The sequence below is a fragment of the Bacillus sp. B1-WWTP-T-0.5-Post-4 genome, from assembly GCF_009183795.1.
Classification (GTDB): domain Bacteria; phylum Bacillota; class Bacilli; order Bacillales; family Bacillaceae_G; genus Bacillus_A; species Bacillus_A cereus.
The window spans coordinates 226,224-245,339 of sequence record NZ_WEIJ01000007.1; the positions used below are offsets into that span (position 1 = coordinate 226,224).

Genomic DNA, 19,116 nt, shown 5'->3' on the forward strand with positions numbered 1-19,116 from the left:
AGCATAATAAAAAGCCAGTATTCCTCTGACTTCTTCTAAAGCATCTTTATACAGGTAGAGAATCGCCTTTTCCAGTTCGTCCTCTATCTTTTGGAGGTGTTTCTGCTTCTTGTCCCATTCCACTAGGCTCACCTACCTTGTCGAGATTCATGGAATCAGCCTCTTCTTCCTGCATCTTCTGTATCTCCGCTTTCGGATCAGAAACAACAGATAACATAGATAACCGTGTTTCTTCGCTTACTAAACCTTGTAGTTTAGACTGCACATCAGCTTCATCAGCTAAATTAGCTGGAAGGTTTCGCGTGAATTGGAACGTCATACAAAGGTAGTCTAGCTCTCCTTTATTTGAGCGTAAGTTCCAAGCGTCAAACAATAACTTGAATTGTTGGCGCAGTGACTTAGTAAACTTCATTTCTAGCGTTCCTGATTTCGTTTCTAAAGCTAATAATTTATAACGAATAGCAACACCAGTAAGGTTACCACCAAATGATTCATCAGAAAGGTTCACATGCTTTGTGAAACGGCATATATTCTTTTCTAATCTGTCGAGATGGTGTTCTAAGATGTTGTCATTAAGGTCCTTAGTTAAGAAAGAAGCCTCACCATTCTCACCTACATCAAGAGCACCAGTTTGTCTTAGCTTCTCGATAGTATCATCATCTATATCAACGCCTTTAAAGATCATATAAGCCAGACGAAACTGTTCAATCTCACTGTTTACATCGGAAAACGAACGGTCGTAACCTTCAATAAGTGATATAGCTTTATCTACATCTCCTTGTAATTCTTCATTGTTAGGAAACCCAATAAGTGGCACACCTTTAAATAAGTTAGGAATACGTTCAGTCTCTGTTAACTTATCTAAATCTTCACCAGTGTACTCAATAATGTTTGTTTCATTGTAAAACTCTACTTTGTAACCATCCTTGAAATCATCGCCATCAATTACTTTGATTGGATAGCAGCGTATAGCGTATTTAGGTTCTGCAATGCTTGAATTCGTAAGAAATATAGCTTCGTAAGGTTTGATATTCATAACCTTTTCGATGCCTTCTTTATCGTGATACAGTAGTCTCGCTCCGTATCCACAAATAGAAGCGAACTTCCCTGTTTCTGCGTCAGCATCCTCAGTATGATTCGCTTTTAAAAAGTCCTGAATACGTTTCAATACTTCATCATCTTCATGATCTAAGCTGTATGAGATAGGCAACCCAAACATATAACCGATTTTTGTATCAATAATTTCAGAAAAAAAGTCATTGTTTAGCTTATTGTTAACCTTATCTTTATTACCATCACCTTTAAACTCGCGAGTAAAGATAGGCACACCCTTTTCACTTGCTTTGTATCGCTCGTACCTGTTAATCATGCGTTGTTTTAATGGTTCAAACTCATCAATAATTTTTTTTAGTAACTTTGATGTAGGCTCGCCATTTTGTTCATCCAGCAACGGAATATAGTGTTCAAACATCGTCTCACCTCCTTAATAGATTGACTTAACAGCCTTAGCTTTGTTATTAGTTACAACAACTGTATTTACAAAGTAACGATCACCATCCATTTGGTGGTCATTCTCTTTATTTGGTTTATCTTCACCACGAGCTGTAGCTTTTTCATCCCAAGTATAAGAAGCGTATTCACGGAATGTTTCTTTACAGCAGTCGTTGTATTTTATCTTCTCTTCATTAAGAAGTCGCGCTACATTTCTTATGCCATCTATAACTTCATTCTTAGCTTTAAGTACTTTGAATCGATTCTTTTTCAATAAAGCAATAAATGAAGCTGCTGATGGGTCAACTATAACCCCGCGAATAGAAATATCTCCGATGAATTCTTTTAGGTCGTCAAGATACTCATCATCTGTCTTTTGCCGTGAATTTTTACGACCATCATAATGGTACTCTTTTGTTTTGTACCATATACCTTTACACAATCCCCATAGTCCATATGTCATAGGGTTCTGTGTACCATAGTCACAAGATACATAATACTTCTCGTATTCTCTTTCTACTGTTTTTACAACATGCTTTTCTTTGTTAAACATGTCATAGACAATACCTTCTGCAAGCACCCATAAACCTAAAATGAAGCGTTGAAAGAAGACTCCACTATACATACGATAGTATCTTTGCTTCACTTTTTCAGATAAAGAAAGATTATCGTCCATTGTAAAATGAATATGTAGCAGGTTCTTGTCTTCCTTATTATCTATCCATTCAAGTTTAAACCAATGATACGGGCCGGCAGGGTTACAATTAAACCAATACTTTGAGCCTTCAATAGAACAACGTCCTGTAGCTTGGTTCACAAAGCTTTGCGGCATAAGAGCAACTTCATCAAAAAACATACCAGCTAATGTAATACCTTGGATAAGTTCTTGTGATGATTCGTCCTTACCACCAAATATATAGAAATGATTCGTATGGCCATCTTTACTAATGGTAAGCATGTTCTCTGATAGATGGTCTTTCACTTTATATTTACGTGATTTTAACATCTTCTTTAATGGAGTAATTACGTTGCGTCGCAGTGATCCAATTGTTTTACCTGCCATACCTAAGTTTTCACCATTAAATGTTTCAGTTCCCCACATAACATAAGAAAGAGCCATCGAAACAGTTTTGCCAGCACGAATAGAACCATCGCATATAATGCCGTCATGGTCCTTCACAGGTGAATCTTTTCTCCACCAAGTGAGTACTTGTAATTGTTTCTTTGAGAATGGTCTAAATTTAAAAGGGGCAGGTTTAAGTTTCATCTTCCCACACCTCTGCTGTTTTACCTTCTAACGCATCGATGAATCCGTCATCTTCATACTCTTCACCTTCATCACCTTTAATACGAGAAGTATCTGCTTTAATTTTATCAATTTGAGCTTTCTGCACTTCCATCTGCATTTTGTGGCGTTCTTCTTCGATTTTATGTTTGAAATTGTCAGGTACTAAGTCAAAGTACTGAGATAGTTTGTCCAGTGCTTTCATCTTGTCAGCAAGTTTTACTGACACGCCATCTTTTCCGAGTTTTACTTCGGTTATTATAGAACCATCAACCATGTCAGCCTCGTGTAAATCTACATAATTTATGATACGAGTTATTTCTTTACCGGATTCATCTTTCATCGGGCCAAACATCCCCATTACAGGTACTTCCTTCTGTCCAAAGGTTACATAGTTAGTAATATCAGCAAAAGCAATCTTAATGTACTCTTTAAGCACATCCATCGCTTCCACAAATACATTCTCGATTAACTCACCTTTAAGCTCTTTTATATAGGAAGAAACTCGTTCACGTCTTAGCAATCGACTAGCCTGTACATGAGCACCGTCTTTGGAGTATCCAGCCTTCAGTGCAGCTTGTGTACCATTGAAGTATTTCACATAATACAAACAAAAGAGCCTTTCCTTTTCGGTCAGCTCTTCATCTTCTAAAATCTCTTTCAGTTTTTCTTTCGTTTTGGGATTTTTAACATTAGTAACGCTCCTTTTCGCAATAGTAACGTTACCATTCATTTGTTCATCCCATTTGTCTTGTGATTTCCACTTTCTGATTTGCGAAGGCTTAAGGTTTAACTCAGCAGCAATATCAATTAATGGCTTCTCACCTTTACTTACTTTATATATTTCAAATGCTTTATCTCTGTCCGGGCTACGTTGTCTAGCCATAACCACCACCTCACGATAGGCTCTATTAGTTTTTTAAGCTTTTAGGAATTCTTCCATTGTTTTATCGAGCAAACTAACCATTGCTTCTCTCTTTTGCTTTGGTGTTGTGTTATCTTCTAACTCATTAAAGATTGGAATTGCACTTTCTAATTTTTGTTTATCAATGCGCTCATTTACAAGGTCCTGTCCTAACATTGAAATGAATGTACCAATTGCAACCGCTTGTTCTTGTTTAGTTAGTTTCATTTACCTTTCTCCTTTCATAATCAAATCCCCATTCTCATCAAACATCACATCATCTCTAATCAATAAAGCTTTACAAAATGTCTTAGGGTTATGACAAGGTAAGCATAAATACTGTAGGTTCTCGTGATTCAATGTGATATCTGGATTGTCTATACTCTCGGGTGTTATCTCAACAATATGGTCAACTATATATCCAGGTACTTCTTTGCAATGCTCATACATTCCATCTAATGTTGTAGCAATATATGACTCTCTGCACTTCTTCCAAGCTGTTGACTTATAAAATTTCTTTGCGTATTCCTTAGCCAACCATATCACCCATCACCTTCTATATAATAGGAAGTAATTTGTATAATTCCTCCTTTTGATAAAACCTCTATAAAATAAAAAAGAAACTATTATAATAGTTTCTAAAAAAAATAGGATATTTGATACGAACTTAGACTTTTTTATTTATTGAACGTGATATTATATATGTAAGCCGTCTAAAAAGTTTGTAAATCCCCTCTATACCTGCTTTTCAGAAAGGGGGTGAAATTATGCAAACTATGATACTTGTAGTAATAACTACAATGTTAAGTACTTATACAAAAGAACTTACAAAGGATATTTATCACGGCAAGAAAAAACCACTTAAAACGATTGCCGTCGTGTTTAAGTGGTTAATGCGTTTCTTCTTCCGCCATAAATAATCCGTCACTTAATCAGATAAGCAGTGCGGCTTAAACCATAAGAGTAGGTAGACTCTTATGGTTTTTCTATTTTTATAATTGTCCACATGTGTAAATGTACACTTGTGTAATTTATACTTTTATTATAGCACCACGTTTAAAAAATAAAACCTTTTATATTTTTACCATTAATTCCAAAACACCATAATAAAATAAAAAAGCAGCGGATTCGCTACTTTTTATTTTATTATTTACTTCTACTTCGAAATTCCTGCCGTAGCTTTTCATATTTCTCCATCATAATTCCTCCTCTTTTAATTCTTTGGCTTTAGCATAAATAGTAGAACGCGGAACTCCCGTCATTTTTGAAATATCATTTACACTCAAACCATTCTCTTTCCTATTAAAGAATAAGTTCATAGCCTGCTTCACCTGTTTTTCATCCTGCCCCTTACGGCCCATATGTTTGCCCATTGCTTTAGCTCTTTCTCTTCCTTCAGCTGTTCTTTCGTTAATTAAATCCCTTTCAAACTCAGCAATAGCCCCTAGCATAGTAAACATCAATTTACCTGCAGGCGTTGAAAAATCAATTTGTTCTTTAAGAAACACCACCGCTATTCCTCGATCAGCTAATTGATTTACAATCTTATGCAAATCAAATATTGATCTGGCTAAACGATCTATTTTACAAACAACAAATTTATCCCCTTCTCTCATATACTCTAATGCCTTTTGCAATTCTTCCCGATCACTATTAGCTCCACTGTACTTTTCAGAATATATCTTTTCACATCCATATTCTGTTAACCTTTCAATTTGTGCATCTAAGTTTTGATCTTTTGTACTCACCCTTGCATAACCAACGATAGCCATCCAAATCACCTCAAAATAGTCTAAAAGTCTTAAGAATTATATACTTTAATTTTAGACTATCTTTTAGACATTAACAACTATCTGTTTACAAAGTTTTTACCCTATACATTTCAACTGTACAAAAGGGTCAACTTTTAGACAGGTACGCAGGACATTTCTTTTCGTTCGTTGTGTTCGCTTGTTTTGTAAAATGTTAAATCCAATTGAAACTGCGTCCTTCGGGTTAATAAGTACTAATTAAAAACATAATAAAAAAGAGTGCGTTTTTCATCGCACTCTTTCAAAAGGCTTTACCAATCTCGATGCTCACCATGTCCATGTCCATGCTCATGCTCACGATCGCGGTCATGATTACGTCTACGACGACACTCATCACAATCGCAGTCACGTCTACAATGACAATCATTAAAATCATTTCTTCTTCGTCTACGGCCGCAACCGCAAAATACTAAATCATCCCAAAATCTATTACAATCTCGGGAATGTCCAAAATTATTATCCCATCCCATAGATATGATTCCCTCCTCTAAAATAGAATTCATCATATTCTATGATTAAAAGGTAGAAATAGTTTGTTTACTAGTCTATGTTTCAAAATAATAATATTTCAATTTCTAAGTCTATCTCACGTCTTATCTTTCCTTAACAACAAATAAAACGCCACCCAGATCACGGCAGCGCCTACGATAATTGTTATAAACTTAATCAAATTTATTTATCCTCACATTATTTATTTCTTTGCTTCCATACCCCATTCTCTTTACGATAAGTATTCTTGCCATCCATGAATTCAGCTGTATTACCAGGAATACTATATTTCTTATTCTTATTCTTTTTCTTAGCCTTCTTCTTCAATCTCTTCTCTTCTTGAACAGCTTGCAAATCCGCCTTCCATTGTTTCAACAAATCCTTTTCACGTCGCATCGAATTTGTACCCCTTGGATTAAAATGTGAACCAAATAATTAGATTCTACCTATTTATATAGAATCCTTTAATCCAAATGTCCATTTTGTTCAAAATAAAAAGAGTACCCGTCATTAGGTACCCTTTAGCAAATAAGTATGGCGCTCCAAGTTTCATCTCATATGATAACTCGTCCCACGAATTCATCATATGCTCGTCTTATTAGAATGCTCACTAGTTTAATGTGTAATTTCTACATAACAAAGAATAAAGCACCCATTATGGATGCTTAATTCGTTGGCAAAGGTATATATACTCTCTCAATATTATTTACGTACTCATCAATGAGTGTTGCAATTGCTGTTAAATCTGATGCGTTAATCACATCAGACACAATTGAATTCATTCTTTGCGAATCCTGTGGATTAACATCTGTATTCTGCTGAATATAAGCGTTAAACGTTAACATTGCATAACCAGTCGTCGCCTTCACTTCATTAAAGTGATGATCTGAAAAATAATCTGTATTCGCCATTTGAGCTGGGTCTCCCCATCGTTCTAACATTTCTCCGTCTTGAGCACCAAAAGCCCGACGAATAAAAGTTTCATAACGTAGTGCTACTGTCATATCCTTCTCCTCCTTTCAACTTTATATTTATATAATATAATTATTATCTATTTTACGCTAGTAAATTGCTTATAAAAAAAGAAACCGCTACAATTAAGTAACAGCTCTTTTACGTCTTATAAAAATATTAAAGGGCTGAGAGAAGACTAAGAATCTTCTCGTTTATGCTCCGTAGAGCTTGTCAATACATCGGGTGTCGCTACCCTTAGCTGACCAATATCGAATTATAAAGGATTTATATCCAAGGCGTATATGGTTCTTCCGACGCCTTGTTTGAACCAATACACTAGAGGGATAGAAGGGGAATGTTTCCGCTGTATTGGCTCAAACAAAGAGTGGAACTCTTTGCCCTCGTTTTGGTCATTAATAAGAACCTTGAGTAATTACTAATGTACGAGATACGTATACTTTTTAGCTTTTTAGAATGCAAGTGTCACTCAATCATAAGCAACCACCCCCATTCCGTTTTCAAGAACCGACATATTAGAGGGAAATAGACTTATATTTATTATCAACCCAGAGGACGCATTCCGAGCTGATTGATAAATACAATAGAAACAGCATGACGAATGCGAATTATCTCACACCCGCCACACTGGAATATGTCATTGTAATACATTCATTGGTCTTTTCGTCTTAACGCGGGTTCGTACCGCCTTGCCCGCCCTACTATGCGGTATACGTTACCGTGACATTCTCGCATAAGAACGTTTCACTTATAGGTGTACTAATCCTCTTCGATATGCGGTTGTCAAAGAACTGTCCAAAAGCTCTTGAATGAGCTTGTATATTAAGAATATCGTTGATCTCATTATCAAAATTCCCCCTATTTAGTCCCCATTTTTATCGGCATTTTGTCGAAGTTTTTAAAAACATAAACATTCCAATTTATTATATTTTTTCTTTTTTTGATAATATTTGTATCCAGTTCAGGTAATAATATCATATAATTAAGCTATTATAATTTTATAAAAAGCAAGGATGGTTAGACATGACGGTACAACAAGAAAAAGTAACAAAGCGCGTGGTTTGTAGGAAATGCAAATCAGATCAAATAGTCGGTAATAAGCGTGGTTATAATTTCAAAAGGGCGTTTTTTATTCTGTTTCTTCTGTTAGGTACACTTATAACTATTGGAATAGTTTCTAATTTTTTATATGTTATAGTTCCTCGAAATTCTATGGATGGAGTTGTTGGACTTTCTGCAATTGTTGGTCTTCTTATTGTACTTCTAGGACCACCGATAATTTTATTCAGTGGATTTGTTGGTAGAAAAAATATTGTTAATGGTTGCATGAATTGCGGACATACATGGATGCCTAAAAAATAAAACATAAAAAGCCAAATGGATAGTTAATTAAAAACTGTTAATTTGGCTTTTTTTGTATTATTAAATCATCCCTAAAGATGTAGCGATCAATCGAATCGCATTTTTCTTCTTATAATAGAAGTGATCTTTCTTCATCGATAATTCAGTGTAAATAAAGCTGTCTTTCGGCTTATCTGCATTTAAGTATTTCTTCTTGATGATTTCTGCCTCGTCATAGTCTAAAACGTACTCTAAAGCCTTATCGATCTGCTTGAACTTGATATTGCTAATATATCTCGTGTCTCTAATCTCCGGGAACAAACTGATTCCTTCGTGTTTTAACTCCACTTCATTCTCAAAACGCGTTTTCAATGCGCGGTATTCCTTTAGAATTTTCACTACTTCTTTCTGAACCTGTTTTTCTGTCTCTCTATCGATATCCGGTAATAAAGTTAATTGTCTCTCCATGAAGGAATCCCCCTATTTCTGAATTTGTCTTTTTACATTCACATCAGGTACGTGAAATTTTACTATCTCTTTGTTGAATAAGGGAAACATGCATAACGAGTAGCCCCCACTATACACTCTGCATTGTTCCGTTATTCATTAAGCCTTTAATAATCTATGTTTCTTGTTGGCCATTTTCTCTTTTGCTGCTTCAATGTTATTTGCTACTTTCTTATGGTCCAGATCAAATTGAATCATTCCATCAAACATAACTGGTGCTACTGCTTCATCAACGTATTGCAAGTAATCCACTGGCGCTCGTTCTGTCTGTTCTACTAAATACCCATAAATATCAAAGTCTGCTCTTGGTATAGACTTCTTGCCTTTTGGTTGATGAGACATCCTTACATAAGATTGAATGACTGATAGTGGCACTGCGAATACTGACTTATCCTTACTGAATTCTATAAGGAAGAAGCATACCGCTCCCATCTTCTCTGCTTTCTCCAGGTAATCCAATTGATGCTGTGCAATGTTCTTTAAATCAAAACGTGTATCTTTCTCTGTAGACTTCGCTTCAAATGCTACAGCTCGTCCCTTATATACACCGTCATAGTCTACTGTACTTTTAGCTTCATAGAATCCACTTAGTACACGACTACCTTTACTTTTCAACACCTTCACAGGAGTCGGACGCTTGTTTATAAGCGCCACTCCCTCTCTTTGATACATTTCATTTGCTAGATTGATAAGCATTTCAAATGCCATCCCACGGTTTCCTTGTCCCATTGCTATTCCTCACTTTCTATTATATTTCCACAAAACGGAAACTAATATATAATTAAACTATTCAAATTTTAGGTGGTGATACACATGACTGATACAATCCGAATCGCTCTTTTCACTCTTGTAGGAATCAGTGCTTTATTCTCTGTAATTAAAGAATTTCAAAAACCAGAAAAAAGAAAATTTTGGATTACATTTGAAACTTTAGTCCTAATCGGGGCAGCCTGGATGTTAATAGGACTTCTCATGTAACCTACATAATTAGTAACCCCCTGAATAAAACTCAATATTCCGTTAATACTGTAGACAACCCATTAAGTTACTTTCTCCTCGTTCCCCCTTGGAGAACCGAGCAGTTAGCTTTTGCTAGCTGCTCTTTATTTGTAAGAAGCACTCAATTAACTGGACTCACATATAATATTCTGAGTTCCTTTCTTTATAAAATAGTCGTTATAAAATGAGACTCGTCACGAGAGCACTTTACTAAGTGCTCTTTTTATATTCCAACCTAATACAAAATGAAATTTTTATATAAAGTTTTCTCAATATCTACAACCTGGAAATAAATTACCTTTTATGGTAACCTATTGGTAATCCCATAAAGTTCTATTGTTCCATTAAAAAGGACCCCTACCCCTTTTCCGGGTCCTTTTTCAACGTTTTCTACTAAAATAGCATTTTTTATTCAAATTGATGCTCTGCTTATTTGGGCACATTTACCAGTATTTTTACCAAAAAATTCATGATATTGTTAATTAGTCGAGTACGTCATTACTTGACGATTACCCTTAGGGGCTCCCCAGACAAATGGGGCTCCTTTTATTCAAATAACGATTTTGTTTAAATTTCATTAACCTTATTGATTCCTTTACATACAGTATTATCACAAGAAATTCAATAAGTGCTCCGGTCTAGTTACCTTGAATTTCTTGCAAATCTTGTGGGAAGAATCCGTTTATAACAAACGGGTTCTTTTATTTATTCATCATAAAATAACTATTTTGTTCACTTTTTTGATACATTTACGAAACATTCATATGTTATCTTCAGTAAGTTCTTTTCTTTTCATAACATTGTGTGAGTTATACCGACACAAGAAGCCCTAGATCCCTAAATCTAGGGCTCCTTCGTTTTAATAACCATTTTGTTTGATTTGATGTATAGACAACTATATATTTAGATGTTAAAATATTATTGTGATTCCCACTTGGTTTCACATACGACTCTTTTTCTGTGATTATGGGGTTCTTACGTAATAGTAAGGACCATTTTTTTATTTAGTGCCCATAGCCAGTAAATCCGAAACCCATATTTCTCCTTTCTGATTCTAATAATCCCAACGTTTCTACTAACGCTATGACGCTTACAGGTGTCTCGCTCAATCAAATGAATTTCTACCCTTTAAATACGTCATAACGCTATGTCCCCTAATCTAAATTCATTATCTCTTCTAAGGTTCTATCGGAAATATACGTGGTAATAATCTGTATTTTTCCGTATTTTCTTTTAGCCATTTCTATAGCTTCGCTCTCGGACTTCGCCTCAAACCAACGAAGCTTCCACTTCTCATCTTTATCGTAAAACTCTACTGAGTACGTCATAACGCTATTACGCTTCAAGAATTTATTCACGGTACTTGTTGCGGTATAATCGAAACTTCCGACTACATCCTCCAGTGTTAGTTGTTTCATGCTCCTAACCCCATTGGACGCGATTTGATTTTGTTCTTATCTGCCTGATCCATAATTAATGCAGCGATTTCTAGTTGATGCCTTCCTAGCTCTTTTGCTATTTCAAGAATATCTTTATCCTCATCCCACATTTCTCTTAATCGAATCACTTCGCTTTCATCAAACACTAAGTCTAACTCTTCTAAAGCAATATATAAGTTACGACGCGACTTCTTCATATACTTCCCCTGCTGCAACGCCATTGTGTAATTCTCCTTTTCCAAATCCGTTCCAAGTCGTGGCATCCCATTTCCCCTCCAGCTGTAATTGATGAATTTCTCTTAACTCCGCCATAACGGCATGACGTCTTCTATCCACTTCTTCAGGACTGCGATTCCCTGCTTCGCAAATACACGGTGCAAATTGATAGCAGCCATTCCCCATATCGTTGCTAATTACTCCCGTTCCTTCACATACACACATCGATTATTCCCCCTTTTAAAATGGCAATGCCTTTCTTCTGTAATCCTTTGTTTCTTTGAAAGTAATCGTTCTGAAATTATTGAGAATCCGCGATACAATCCTTTCATCGTATGCCTCGTCTAAACGCTTCCCTGTGAGGTTTGTCGTGAAAATAGTAGATTTACCTTGCCTACCATCGAAAACATCGAATAGCACCCTATTAATGAAGTTTGTTGCTTTTGTATTGGCATCTAATGCGCCTAACTCAGCCCCTAAATCATCGACTATTAATACTTCTGCTCTCACTAAACTTCTTATAATTGCATCTTCAGTTAATGCGGAATCTTTACTGAAAGTACTTTTAATCTTCCGTAGCAATTCGCCGACTGTAACGAAGACAACTGACTTCCCTGCTCCTGCAAGCTGATCCGCTATAGCGTAAGCAAGATGTGTTTTCCCTGCTCCGCAATTCCCGGCCATAATCGTATTAAAAATCTTTCCGTTGAGATAATCCGTAGCAATTATCTTTGCGAGTCCAAGGTTCTTCGCTCCTTCCTTGCTAGTAGGTTTGTAATTATCAAAGTTAGCTTTCTTAATGTTGCTATCGGCTATCATGCTTTGTTGGTGAAACATGAATTTCTTCTCGTTCGCTTTATCCGCATCGTATTTCGCTTGTTCCTGTTGCTGAAGCTTCTTACTATCGTTTTCAAGAAAGCATCGAGGGCAAACAACTTGTCCACCGAACTTCATCTTATTCATGCCATGTGTATCACACACATCAGAATCCATAGTCATATTCACCTTTTTGGCTATATCGGTTGGTATTGCTGCCGCTGCTCTCTGCATTGTTTTTTGCTCCTTTTTTAGGTTGTTGGTTTAAGTATTCTTCAAATTTATTACCGAATAATGTTGATGGTCTTAAATACTGGTTATACTCTTCATCTGTTAACCAGTGAGAAGCTTTGATTTCTATTACCTTCTTAAAATCATTTACATTAAAACCTTGATTAAATCTCGCCTTAATTAGGTCTTTAGTTTTTTTAGTAGACGAGCGATAGGATGTAAAGCATATGTCATTGAGATAGGTAACTATCTCGACAATATGTTTATTAATATCTTTATCTTCTTCTAGTTCTAATTCTTTTTCTTCTTCTTTGTCCGTTTCAATTGCGTTACCATCTTCGTTACCTGTAACGTTACATCCGTTACCTTCATTTAAAAGACTACGTTTTTTTCGTTCACGATACGCTGCTACTCGTTTTTTAGTGTCTTCACGAATCTTATCTAATCCATTTAAACTCTGATGTTTCCCCCAATTCGAGACGCTAATAAACTGATTGCTATCAACCTCAATCATTCCAAACTGTTTAAACGTTTGTAGAGCAAGCCGGACTACTGCTATCGGTCTATTAAATATTGTCGCGAGCATGTCTTCTGTATATGGAATATTTTCATTCAAGAAAATGTAACCATTGGCATTTGTTTTCCCAGCCTGAGCAAGCAATTTTATCCAAATAATTAGTAATGTATCTGCTTCTGGCATACTCTCAATCAATCGAATTTTTTCATCTTCAAACATATTAGTAGTTAACTTAATCCATTTAACATCTGCCATTTAATTCACTTCCCTTTCGCATACCGCTATACCGCCTTTAATTTTGATGATTTTATATCCTGGGTAGCGATCGGGAGTAATGTACTCAATCGCCTTTTCTTTCGCTTCTTTTTCATTTCGTGTGCCCTTCCACACCCACGCTGGAAGGACGACTTTAGATTGTTTTTTTTCTAACATAGGCCTAGCATCTCCTTAGTTTGTTTGTTCTATTTTTTCTACTTGTTCTTGCTCTTCAGTTTCAGAAGTTTCTTTTTCAGCCTGTTTAACCCACTTTGTTAATTTCTTAAGTACTTCTCCAGCTTGTTTTAATGTCAATTCGCCAACCTCTTTAATACCTAAGTATCCTTTAATCGTGTCTTCATCCACTTTTCGAAGGGTAGCTAATTTTTTTATGTTTACTTTAATTGCACCAACTTGTTGAGCAGTAATCATTTCCTCTTGGATCTCTGGTAAATCTTCCCCTGCATAGATGTACAATCCTAATCCGTGAAGTGCAATTGCCTTTACTAAGCAACGTTGGATACTTGTGTTAATATCAAAGCTGTTAGGCTCTGCAATCGGCTTGTTCTGATTGTTAAGTATCGGGTGAATCTGACTTAGTGCTATTCCTTGTACAGTTACTTCAACTTCTACAAAGTAACCACAATCTGTTTTGAGGTAAGGAACTCCATCAAATCGTTTTACTTCCCATGTGGCTGTTGGATCTACTTCACGAAGCTTTTTAACCGCCCATGCCCACGATAAGTAATTAAAACGCCCTTTCTTCTCAACATGTCCCGAACAATCTATTTGAGCCAATTTAGAAAAGTAATTTTCAGTTATCATATAATTCTTCCTCTCTTTTAAAATGGTGATATTTCCGTTTGTTTACTAGCTTCATACACTTCCATAAGTGACTGCAATCCGTATTCATAAGCTACAACCATTGAAGCAGCATTAGGTTCATCGCTTTGCTTATATCGTTCAACAAGACTCTTCATAATTTGAATTTCAGCTTCAATTTTGTTTTGTAGGACCACCTTATTCACCTGCTACTTTCTTCATCGAATGTTCTTCAACGTACTGTTTGATGCATTCGGATTCGGTATGGATTGGATCACCACTAAAATCAAGGTACCCTTCTCCGTAGAAGATTTCTCCACCACACCCTTGGCAATAATCCATGAAGTCTCTTGCTGATGAATCGTGATGGTTTCCGTAAGTAATTGGATTTTCAATCATTTTTTTGAATTCCTCCTTATTTACTGAGAGAAAACTTATGGTATAATATAGGTAGCTAATTTTAGGGAATGTTTTCTCTACATCGCTCGTTGCCATCGAGCGTTTTTTATTTTTTAATAGCTAACTTTCTGAAAGTTTGTTAAAATTTAGTTACCGATATGTGTAACAACTGGCCTGTGCTTCTGTACGGGCTTTTTTGATGCTTTCACGCATCAAAATATCCAGGGATCCTTTTACTAGATGGGGAACATCATTAAATTCCTGAATATTACGACAAGCGAATGCGCGTCTTATCCTTGTAGGATTTTCCTCCTTTCTGTCGAATTACTTAGGCTGGAAGGAGGTGTTTTTATGAAACCAACTACTATAAATATTCGTGTTGATTTAGATGATATTTTCAAACTATCTCATCATGAAATTGTTGACGGTGTTTTAAAATACGTCCATGAACAATCGCACCAGTATAATGATTTAACTCCAGAGAACAGTCTAGAAATGGTTATAAAAGAAGCGACAAAAGCTTATGAAGATAGCTTAAGAAAACATATGCATGAACGATATAGTGCTACTATTTCTGGTCAAGTTGAAGTACAACGTTAGATTCACAAATTTGCTTATTATTTAATAGAATTTTCACTTCTACAACAGCCTCTGTTACCGCAGGGGCTTGATTCTTGTTTTCTTCCACATGAATCACTCCTTTTATCAAATTTTATCGTGTTCATAAATCTGTAAAATCTTTATATAAAAATTTAATGAAATATGTGTTAAACTTATTACATTCCAAGAAGTCCTTTACTTTTAGAATCGACAATTCTTCAATACCCTTAGTCTTGCCCTGCATCCCCTTGCAGGGCTTTTATCATTTAGCTAGAGTGATATACCTCTTGTATGTTTCCTCAACCTTATCTGCGCTGTTATGTATCCCTCTATTTCGTAAATCACGTATCGTTTTGATGATGTTTACTTTGTCTTCCTTATCCTTCTGCTGTTTATCCATCAATTTTCATCCCTTATATACCGTCTATCTATCCAATCCATTAAACGAATGAATCCGGCAAGTAAAATGAATAGAATCAGAATCATTAGATGTGATAATGTGCTTTCTTCCGTCATTTAAACTGCCTCCTGCTCTTGCTCTTTCTTTAGTCGGTCTATGATGTAGGCTTGTCCTTTTGGTGTTACGTATGTTGTTGTCCATGTGAATGCTTCACCATTCGGTTTCTGTTTAACACCTTGTGCGATTTCAAAGTATCCTTTTTCAACTGCTAGCTGAGTTGGTTCAGTGGATCTTTTGAACATTAACTCCCATTCTCGAAGCTTTGCGAATAACTGGCGTTGGCCAATTTTTACTCCTTGTTTTGTTGCTAACTTTGCAACTTCACTTACTTTCAGTGTTTGCTCTGACTGCATACACGCTTCAGCGAAGACTACTAATGGTTGTTGCTGAACAATTTGTTGTTGTGCTGCTGCAAGCCTTTCTTTTTCTTCTTTTAATTTAGTGAGAAGACCAATTACGAAGTCTGGATTTGTTACTGCTTGTTCCAGGACTTGATCTGTCATGTATGCTCCGTGTTTTCTAATAGAAGGAAGTACTTCGCTTGTAACCCATTTTCGAAATTCTTTTGCTTTCTGAGTTTCTGATTCGAAAATCAGCTCATACAATCCATCTTCGGTAATGTATGGTTGTCCATCGTGGACAATTACTGATATATCAGCTTTTTGGATGACTTTCTCGATACGATCTTTTCGAAGATAAGTTTTCCCTTTTGCCACTTTCGTATATCCAAGTGACCACGCTACATTTTCAAGATTAAACATTTCCTTACGGTTAAGGTGTATAACCTCTAACGCTCCAAATTCTTGATGATTGAAAACCTGTAACTGCTTCATTTTCTTTCCTCCTCTTAGTTCACAAAAAGTGAACGTTTAGTTAAAAATAATAGTTAACTTTTCGTTAACTTTCTACTAATTCATCAACTGTAACATCATACAATTTAGACAACAAACCCAATCTGTATATACTTGGCTGTCTCTTGCCAGATTCAAGTTGTGAATAAGCGGATTTTGTTGAGTAACCAAGATAATCACCTACATAAGCCTGACTATAACCACGTTTCTTGCGTAACGATTTGGCCTTTTCGATATTTAGTTTCATGTTTATCACCTTTGTTCTTTTCGTTAATTTGATAATAACACAATGTTCACTTTTTGTGAACAGTAAAATTTATTTTTTTCTATAAACTTAAAAAGGTTGTCTTTGAGTGAACTTTCCTGTTAAATTTTATATATATTGACTATAGTTAATGAAAAAAAGTAAAAGATAATAGTAGACGGGACTTCTATAAAGGGGAGAAAACTGATGAATCATCAATTGATTAGTAAAAGGGTTAAAGAAATCAGAACGGAAATACTCAAAATGAGCCAATCTGAATTCATTAACGCACTAGGACTAAAAAGTAAATCTGCTGTATCTATGTGGGAGAACGAAGAAATAGATAAATGTCCATCGAGAAAAACTTCTTTAGATATAGCTAAACTCGCAAATGTATCCGTTTCTTATGTATTAGGTGAATCCGATGAGAAGAATCCTGAATTAACAGCTAAGGATGACTTAGAACAAGTAATGATAGATATTCGATCTAAGAATCCTGATAAACAAAAAGAACTTATTGAAATGATAAAACAACTAGTTAAAATATCAGGCGATTGATAGCGTTAAATGCTACCGATCGCCTCTTTTATTTTCAAAAGAATTTCATAAGACTCAGCATCCCCATTATGAGCCGCATTAAAGATTCCTTGTAGATTACTTTCAACTTCAATTAACTCTTTTTCGATTGTATTTTGTTCCATCACCAACATCCTCCGATATTTTTATAGTATTTTGTGAATTTATCACAATGTATAACTAATATTTAATTTTGAAATTTAGTTAATCCCCCTATAAACAGCGAATGCGATTGCCCCATTAAGAGACAATCGCATTCAATCTATTTATATCGGACCCTTAACCAGAAAATTATCCCATTCCTGTCCCTGGGTCCATTCTAAGCATAATTTGAGTTTGAGCATCCTTTGCTACTTGTTTAGGCTGCTCCTTTTGACCTTTAACAGGAGATACATATAATACTCCGACTAAAGCCAAAGTTGTTACTAAAGCTAGTACTTTTTTCATTTAGCATCACCCTTGTATATTATACTATTTTTATTAATATCTACCAATATTTTTCGAGGTAAATAACTATAAAATTTACACCCTTGCGAGTAGAATAACTCAATTGATTTTTCTAGTAATTTTCTATCTTCCAATGCCATTCCTAAATAACATAATTTCATTGGAGACAGACTACCATTCTCTTTTTCGTACTTTCTTAATATAGTGGCAGCTTTTTCTTTTTCTCCTGTTACTATATATAGAAGCGCTTTCTCGCCTACATCAAAAATTTGTAAATCATACATATCCTTTTGATGGATTATTCTAATGTAAGACCTCATATTTAAAAACTCTTTTTTTCGGTTTTCTGCTTTCTCATAAGATAGTTGGTCTAGCATCTCAATCCCTTTATTTAAATACCATAAAGATTGTTCATAATTTTCAACGTATGATTCACCTAAATATCCTAATGCAGAAATTTTTAATAACCTTAAATAACCTAATTCATCATTAACATTCAATATACTATGGCATAGTTCTCTTGATTTTTCTATTTGCTCGTCCATTAGCAATGCATACGCATACCATTCCTTTACACGGCTACTGTATATATCTTTTATAAATTGGCTAGAAAGTTCAGATATTTTTTCCTGTAATGTTTGTATATACCCATCTAAAAGTTTAAAATCCCTACAATCATACATAGAATATAATGTTAAAATATCAAACATTATTTTAGTTTCTTCATTTTTAAGAACTTTACTCTTTTTCCTATTCTCAGTCTCCGTTAAAAGTTTTTCAGCTGTAAAAAATTTCTTAGCTCTTAACCAAACGAGTTCATATATATATGCCCATTCGTAAGTTTTAGAGTTATTAGATTCAAAGCCTCTTTGAATCGCGATTCTAAGGAGTTCCAAATCCCCTAAAGCATTTCCATACTCCATAGCTATTCTTAAATTCTTTTTACTTTTAGTTTTTTTACAAAATTCATGGATCATATAATTCTTTTCAAGCGGATCTTCATATAATAATTCAACTAACTTTACTACATTTAAAAAATTCAATTCACTTTTCCCTGATAAATTCTTTGAAAACGCAGGGCCACTTATTCCAAGTTCTTTTGAAATACTCTCTTGGCTCTTTTTTTGAAAATCAATTTGATCAACAACTTTAAATAACCAATATTTCATTTTGCTCCTCCTTGCCGGAACAAAAGACACGTAAACCCCATAAAGGAAAACGTGCCACCCTCAATCTATGGTGTGTTATAATTATATGTATAAGATCCGCGACAATGTTCCCTAGGGTAGTAGGGGCAGTGTAAGAGTGTTACCAGCACTACTTGCACCGTGGGTCTTTTTTACGTCCGTTTATTTTATTATTTTCATAATATCATATTTTTGCCAAAATTCAGTCGTGTGGTTATCAGAAAAATGTTGAGAAAGTTTGAAAATAGCTGTATATC

Annotated in this window: 30 protein-coding genes; 5 read left to right on the forward strand and 25 right to left on the reverse strand. The window is 35.2% G+C overall.

Annotated elements, in window-relative coordinates:
• Window positions 1-46: 46 nt before the first annotated feature.
• Genes GBN91_RS21455 through GBN91_RS21475 form a run of 5 tightly spaced genes read right to left on the reverse strand, consistent with a single transcriptional unit; the run spans window position 47 to window position 4,217 of the window.
• Complete coding sequence (locus tag GBN91_RS21455; RefSeq protein WP_121868651.1) at window positions 47-1,471, reverse strand: phage portal protein; 1,425 nt, start codon at window positions 1,469-1,471, stop codon at window positions 47-49.
• Between the two features lie 12 nt (window positions 1,472-1,483).
• On the reverse strand, window positions 1,484-2,758 hold the full coding sequence (locus tag GBN91_RS21460; protein WP_152122264.1) for a PBSX family phage terminase large subunit: 1,275 nt from the start codon (window positions 2,756-2,758) through the stop codon (window positions 1,484-1,486).
• A complete protein-coding gene (locus GBN91_RS21465; RefSeq protein ID WP_152122267.1) occupies window positions 2,748-3,662 on the reverse strand; it encodes a terminase small subunit in 915 nt (304 codons plus the stop codon). The genes GBN91_RS21460 and GBN91_RS21465 overlap by 11 nt, the downstream gene beginning before the upstream one ends.
• A gap of 33 nt (window positions 3,663-3,695) precedes the next feature.
• A complete protein-coding gene (locus tag GBN91_RS21470; RefSeq protein WP_070179323.1) occupies window positions 3,696-3,908 on the reverse strand; it encodes a hypothetical protein in 213 nt (70 codons plus the stop codon).
• Window positions 3,909-4,217, reverse strand: a complete 309-nt coding sequence (locus GBN91_RS21475; RefSeq protein ID WP_152122321.1) for an HNH endonuclease — start codon at window positions 4,215-4,217, stop codon at window positions 3,909-3,911. It abuts the gene before it with no gap.
• A gap of 230 nt (window positions 4,218-4,447) precedes the next feature.
• Here GBN91_RS21475 and GBN91_RS28945 point away from each other — a divergent pair, with 230 nt between their 5' ends.
• Window positions 4,448-4,600 carry a hypothetical protein gene (locus GBN91_RS28945; RefSeq protein ID WP_157639064.1) on the forward strand — a complete coding sequence of 51 codons (153 nt, stop codon included), beginning with the start codon at window positions 4,448-4,450 and terminating at the stop codon, window positions 4,598-4,600.
• Window positions 4,601-4,876: 276 nt separating this feature from the next.
• On the opposite strand, the gene GBN91_RS21480 is transcribed toward GBN91_RS28945, so the two are convergent.
• The 4 genes from GBN91_RS21480 to GBN91_RS21495 form a co-directional block, all read right to left on the reverse strand.
• Window positions 4,877-5,452: a recombinase family protein gene (locus GBN91_RS21480; RefSeq protein WP_001018890.1), complete on the reverse strand. Its 576-nt coding sequence runs from the start codon at window positions 5,450-5,452 to the stop codon at window positions 4,877-4,879.
• A 290-nt stretch (window positions 5,453-5,742) separates the two neighbouring features.
• Entirely contained in the window at window positions 5,743-5,961 is a 219-nt protein-coding gene (locus tag GBN91_RS21485) for a hypothetical protein (RefSeq protein WP_098876409.1), read from the reverse strand.
• Between the two features lie 217 nt (window positions 5,962-6,178).
• Window positions 6,179-6,376, reverse strand: a complete 198-nt coding sequence (locus GBN91_RS21490) for a hypothetical protein (RefSeq protein ID WP_098213109.1) — start codon at window positions 6,374-6,376, stop codon at window positions 6,179-6,181.
• 269 nt (window positions 6,377-6,645) lie between these two features.
• Complete coding sequence (locus GBN91_RS21495) at window positions 6,646-6,984, reverse strand: hypothetical protein (protein ID WP_000214975.1); 339 nt, start codon at window positions 6,982-6,984, stop codon at window positions 6,646-6,648.
• 991 nt (window positions 6,985-7,975) lie between these two features.
• On the opposite strand from GBN91_RS21495, the gene GBN91_RS21500 reads away from it, so the two are divergent.
• The gene (locus GBN91_RS21500; protein WP_000218074.1) at window positions 7,976-8,314 is read left to right on the forward strand and encodes a hypothetical protein; all 339 of its coding nucleotides are present in this window, start codon (window positions 7,976-7,978) and stop codon (window positions 8,312-8,314) included.
• Window positions 8,315-8,374: 60 nt separating this feature from the next.
• On the opposite strand, the gene GBN91_RS21505 is transcribed toward GBN91_RS21500, so the two are convergent.
• Both GBN91_RS21505 and GBN91_RS21510 read right to left on the reverse strand, forming a co-directional pair.
• Window positions 8,375-8,761, reverse strand: coding sequence for an ArpU family phage packaging/lysis transcriptional regulator (locus GBN91_RS21505; protein WP_152122269.1), 387 nt, complete (start codon window positions 8,759-8,761; stop codon window positions 8,375-8,377).
• A 138-nt stretch (window positions 8,762-8,899) separates the two neighbouring features.
• Window positions 8,900-9,529 (reverse strand): Holliday junction resolvase RecU, encoded by a 630-nt coding sequence (locus GBN91_RS21510; protein ID WP_152122271.1) that lies wholly within the window; start codon window positions 9,527-9,529, stop codon window positions 8,900-8,902.
• Between the two features lie 84 nt (window positions 9,530-9,613).
• On the opposite strand from GBN91_RS21510, the gene GBN91_RS28950 reads away from it, so the two are divergent.
• Complete coding sequence (locus GBN91_RS28950; RefSeq protein ID WP_193222123.1) at window positions 9,614-9,778, forward strand: hypothetical protein; 165 nt, start codon at window positions 9,614-9,616, stop codon at window positions 9,776-9,778.
• 1,175 nt (window positions 9,779-10,953) lie between these two features.
• Here GBN91_RS28950 and GBN91_RS21520 read toward each other — a convergent pair.
• The 9 genes from GBN91_RS21520 to GBN91_RS21550 are packed head-to-tail and all read right to left on the reverse strand — an operon-like array spanning window position 10,954 to window position 14,494.
• Window positions 10,954-11,217: a hypothetical protein gene (locus GBN91_RS21520; RefSeq protein ID WP_086404367.1), complete on the reverse strand. Its 264-nt coding sequence runs from the start codon at window positions 11,215-11,217 to the stop codon at window positions 10,954-10,956.
• On the reverse strand, window positions 11,214-11,459 hold the full coding sequence (locus GBN91_RS21525; protein ID WP_002094320.1) for a hypothetical protein: 246 nt from the start codon (window positions 11,457-11,459) through the stop codon (window positions 11,214-11,216). The genes GBN91_RS21520 and GBN91_RS21525 overlap by 4 nt, the downstream gene beginning before the upstream one ends.
• On the reverse strand, window positions 11,416-11,679 hold the full coding sequence (locus GBN91_RS21530; RefSeq protein ID WP_152122273.1) for a hypothetical protein: 264 nt from the start codon (window positions 11,677-11,679) through the stop codon (window positions 11,416-11,418). Before GBN91_RS21530 ends, GBN91_RS21525 begins: the two co-directional genes overlap by 44 nt.
• Before the next feature lie 15 nt (window positions 11,680-11,694).
• On the reverse strand, window positions 11,695-12,453 hold the full coding sequence (locus GBN91_RS21535; protein ID WP_152122275.1) for an ATP-binding protein: 759 nt from the start codon (window positions 12,451-12,453) through the stop codon (window positions 11,695-11,697).
• A complete protein-coding gene (locus GBN91_RS21540; RefSeq protein WP_087965638.1) occupies window positions 12,437-13,273 on the reverse strand; it encodes a phage replisome organizer N-terminal domain-containing protein in 837 nt (278 codons plus the stop codon). Before GBN91_RS21540 ends, GBN91_RS21535 begins: the two co-directional genes overlap by 17 nt.
• Window positions 13,274-13,450, reverse strand: a complete 177-nt coding sequence (locus GBN91_RS28955; RefSeq protein ID WP_193222124.1) for a hypothetical protein — start codon at window positions 13,448-13,450, stop codon at window positions 13,274-13,276.
• A 15-nt stretch (window positions 13,451-13,465) separates the two neighbouring features.
• The gene (locus GBN91_RS21545) at window positions 13,466-14,098 is read right to left on the reverse strand and encodes a Sak single strand annealing protein (protein WP_152122277.1); all 633 of its coding nucleotides are present in this window, start codon (window positions 14,096-14,098) and stop codon (window positions 13,466-13,468) included.
• 17 nt (window positions 14,099-14,115) lie between these two features.
• Window positions 14,116-14,292 carry a hypothetical protein gene (locus GBN91_RS28960; RefSeq protein WP_153595693.1) on the reverse strand — a complete coding sequence of 59 codons (177 nt, stop codon included), beginning with the start codon at window positions 14,290-14,292 and terminating at the stop codon, window positions 14,116-14,118.
• A gap of 1 nt (window position 14,293) precedes the next feature.
• Window positions 14,294-14,494 carry a hypothetical protein gene (locus GBN91_RS21550; RefSeq protein ID WP_000572098.1) on the reverse strand — a complete coding sequence of 67 codons (201 nt, stop codon included), beginning with the start codon at window positions 14,492-14,494 and terminating at the stop codon, window positions 14,294-14,296.
• A gap of 351 nt (window positions 14,495-14,845) precedes the next feature.
• Here GBN91_RS21550 and GBN91_RS21555 point away from each other — a divergent pair, with 351 nt between their 5' ends.
• Complete coding sequence (locus GBN91_RS21555; protein WP_152122279.1) at window positions 14,846-15,094, forward strand: hypothetical protein; 249 nt, start codon at window positions 14,846-14,848, stop codon at window positions 15,092-15,094.
• Window positions 15,095-15,610: 516 nt separating this feature from the next.
• On the opposite strand, the gene GBN91_RS21560 is transcribed toward GBN91_RS21555, so the two are convergent.
• Both GBN91_RS21560 and GBN91_RS21565 read right to left on the reverse strand, forming a co-directional pair.
• The gene (locus tag GBN91_RS21560) at window positions 15,611-16,387 is read right to left on the reverse strand and encodes a phage antirepressor (RefSeq protein WP_152122281.1); all 777 of its coding nucleotides are present in this window, start codon (window positions 16,385-16,387) and stop codon (window positions 15,611-15,613) included.
• A 64-nt stretch (window positions 16,388-16,451) separates the two neighbouring features.
• A complete protein-coding gene (locus tag GBN91_RS21565; protein WP_000773131.1) occupies window positions 16,452-16,652 on the reverse strand; it encodes a helix-turn-helix domain-containing protein in 201 nt (66 codons plus the stop codon).
• A 204-nt stretch (window positions 16,653-16,856) separates the two neighbouring features.
• On the opposite strand from GBN91_RS21565, the gene GBN91_RS21570 reads away from it, so the two are divergent.
• Entirely contained in the window at window positions 16,857-17,207 is a 351-nt protein-coding gene (locus GBN91_RS21570) for a helix-turn-helix domain-containing protein (protein ID WP_001016404.1), read from the forward strand.
• 5 nt (window positions 17,208-17,212) lie between these two features.
• Here GBN91_RS21570 and GBN91_RS28965 read toward each other — a convergent pair whose 3' ends face one another.
• From GBN91_RS28965 to GBN91_RS21575, 3 genes are all read right to left on the reverse strand, one after another.
• Entirely contained in the window at window positions 17,213-17,350 is a 138-nt protein-coding gene (locus tag GBN91_RS28965) for a hypothetical protein (RefSeq protein ID WP_000437474.1), read from the reverse strand.
• Between the two features lie 166 nt (window positions 17,351-17,516).
• Complete coding sequence (locus GBN91_RS28970; RefSeq protein WP_000756311.1) at window positions 17,517-17,672, reverse strand: hypothetical protein; 156 nt, start codon at window positions 17,670-17,672, stop codon at window positions 17,517-17,519.
• The gene (locus tag GBN91_RS21575) at window positions 17,669-18,841 is read right to left on the reverse strand and encodes an AimR family lysis-lysogeny pheromone receptor (RefSeq protein ID WP_000878552.1); all 1,173 of its coding nucleotides are present in this window, start codon (window positions 18,839-18,841) and stop codon (window positions 17,669-17,671) included. Before GBN91_RS21575 ends, GBN91_RS28970 begins: the two co-directional genes overlap by 4 nt.
• Between the last annotated feature and the right edge of the window lie 275 nt (window positions 18,842-19,116).